Source organism: Barnesiella sp. CU968 (assembly GCF_905219685.1).
Lineage (GTDB): Bacteria > Bacteroidota > Bacteroidia > Bacteroidales > Muribaculaceae > Lepagella > Lepagella muris_A.
The window spans coordinates 1-2625 of the sequence record NZ_CAJMXD010000394.1 but is presented as its reverse complement, the minus strand read 5'-3'; the positions used below and the strand labels follow the sequence as shown (position 1 = coordinate 2625).

The window sequence follows — 2625 nt, the reverse complement described above, 5'->3', positions numbered from 1 at the left end:
TTTTAAGTACCACCAAAAAACTAACTCAAAGCCATGTCGATACACAAAATTACACCTTTTCTCTCGGATATCAAAGATTTTTTCAATAATTCCGATATGACAGCTGCCATGCATATCATAAGTTCGATTCTTGCTCAGATCAAAATGACCGAGCAAGACACGCTTGCAGTAAAAAGCAAGCGCAACTGCGTCTATCGGTTGCTGACAGTATTCCAATGTCTCCTTCTTTTCCCATGTTTCGGCATCAAAAACGCAAACCGTAATCAGAAGTATGGCATTCTTGATTCGTTGATCAAGACCAGAAAGGATGTCTTCTACCGCTTCATGGAAAATCCNNACATAAACTGGCGAAAGGCTCTCTGGCATATATCGGTACAGCTGTGGAACAGGATACATCTCCGTACTGACCATAAGGCAGACGAGGNTTGTCTGATTCTTGACGATACGAACCACGAGAAGACAGGCCGGACTATCAAGAAAATAGGAAGAGTCCATTCTCATCTTGCCCACAAGGCGGTGCTGGGTTTCAAATGTCTCTGTATGGCGGTCACCGATGGGGTATCGCAGATTCTTCTCGACTTCGCCATCGTCGGGGAGAAGGGAAAGAAAGGCAATTACGGCATGAGCGACAAAGAACTCAAACGTCGACATACCACCAAACACGTCAGCGAGGTGCTCCGTCAGAGGGAGAAGGAATACGACATGTCCAAGATAGAACTTGCCANAGATATGATAAAGAGGGCTGTCAAACGGGGCATAAGGTTCAGCTATGTATTGGCTGACAGCTGGTTCACCAATAAAGATATTANCCGGTTCATTCATGGCCGACATATAAAATGCCATTGGCTCGGCATGATAAAGGTCGGCGAGAACGGCAAGACAAAATACCATACCGAACATGGGGATCTCACGGCTCCCGCACTTGTGAAGCTTGGCAAAAAACTCAAAAAGCATCGAGGTGCCTTTGCTCGGAAAGTATTTATCGCCCACAACATCATTGAAGGTGATAACCGCTGAGCGGAGTTGTCACCCCCGCTCTAATCTCTCCTTCCATCAACTGCACAATTCTGAGTTGTGCGGTTGCCTGTATATTAGCTAAAGCTACAAACAAAAAGATTATTTTGNAAATTTACGTGCCATATCGTTGAGCAATTATTTCTTCTACCTACCACTATAACATTATGTCCCAATGAAACACTATGGGTTCATAGATTGTGACCGATGCCAGAAGTAGCCCTTATAATCAGAATATTCAGCTTTACTTCATGATAGCGGAGTTTGCTCCGGATTGTTCACCAACCTCGTTGCCACGTTGTACTTTTTTGCCATATCCGAAAGTATAGGTTACAGAGAGGTTTAAGCGGCGATGAAAGTTATTCCCATTGACAAATCGTGTTTCCGAATATAACGGAGTTGATAATGTATTTGTGGCACATAGCCAGTCGCTGCGAAATAGATTCATTGCGCTGACTCGTATATTCCAGTTTGAACGACTCCATCCTGCGAGAATCTGATAGAAGTCACGATCTTTATAGACTACGCCACGATTGCCTTGAACCGTAAGATTTCTTGTTTGATATGAAGCCTGAAAATAGAAATTCCCAAGATAATATGTCGCAGAGGCATTACAGGAAAAGGGACTTCGTGTTATGTCAAACAATCCGGTCATACGATAGAATGATACGGACGGTGAGGCCGCAAGCTGTAGATTGCCGTTCAACAACTTGTAATTGAATGATATGCCTATTTGAGTACGGTTATAGTCACCGTCAGTTTCAAAACCTCGTAGCAATGCTGTTCCGTTATTGTATGGCTTGTAAACAGGTACATACAGATTGTATTCTCCGAAGTATTGGGCAAAAGCCGAAGCTGAGAATTTATTAGACGGCATCCAGTTATAAGACAAATTCAACGTAATCTGTCGTGACAACCCGAGATCGGGATTCCCTGTATAATACAACAGTTCGTTTTGCTGAAGAATATTGGGCGTTTTTTCACTGGCACCGGGATAGTTTGCCCCGAAGTGAAAATATGCCCTGAAAGAATGCTTTTGGGATGGAGAAAATCCGGCTGACAGATTTATGAGCGGATATACCTCGGAAATGGACTGGTCGTTGATTCTGTTTCTCTCCCATTGTAGTGCGACATCAGTACTCACATTCCATATGTTATTGGAAAAATTGTAACCGAGTGCAGCACCGGCATAAGTGTCTGAAAAATCATTGTCGTATGGTGAAGTACCTAAATAGCTTACATCATTTGATGTTGAGCCAAACCATGCCCGTAAAAAGGCATTTTGCCGGTCGCTGATTTCCTTGTATAGAGTAGCACTTCCTCTTAATTGCCAGACGTTTTCCTCGGATTCATTCATAATACCATCATTATCAGCAGAGGTCTTATAACGATATGAATAATCCGTATGTCCGTAATTTATTCCCGGAGATATGCTTAGATGAAAATTGCGCGGCAAAATGAAATAGTAATTGCCTGACCATACAAGATAACGGCTCGTATAAGGCTCGCTCCGTTCATATGAATACTTACCGAACTGTTCAGGTTCATACGACAAATTACCTGCGGTTTCGGCTATCGGTGACTGGTCAAAATTAAAACCGATTGTATTAG

At 42.9% G+C, this 2625-nt stretch carries 1 protein-coding gene and 1 pseudogene; one reads left to right on the top strand and one right to left on the bottom strand.

The window, feature by feature from the left end; all coding sequences use genetic code 11:
- Window positions 1–33 precede the first annotated feature (33 nt).
- The gene (locus JX312_RS12000; protein WP_204458137.1) at window positions 34–1017 is read left to right on the top strand and encodes a transposase; all 984 of its coding nucleotides are present in this window, start codon (window positions 34–36) and stop codon (window positions 1015–1017) included.
- A 241-nt stretch (window positions 1018–1258) separates the two neighbouring features.
- Here the strand turns inward: JX312_RS12000 and JX312_RS11995 are convergent.
- A pseudogene (locus JX312_RS11995) lies at window positions 1259–2625 on the bottom strand (outer membrane beta-barrel family protein); the annotation flags it as partial.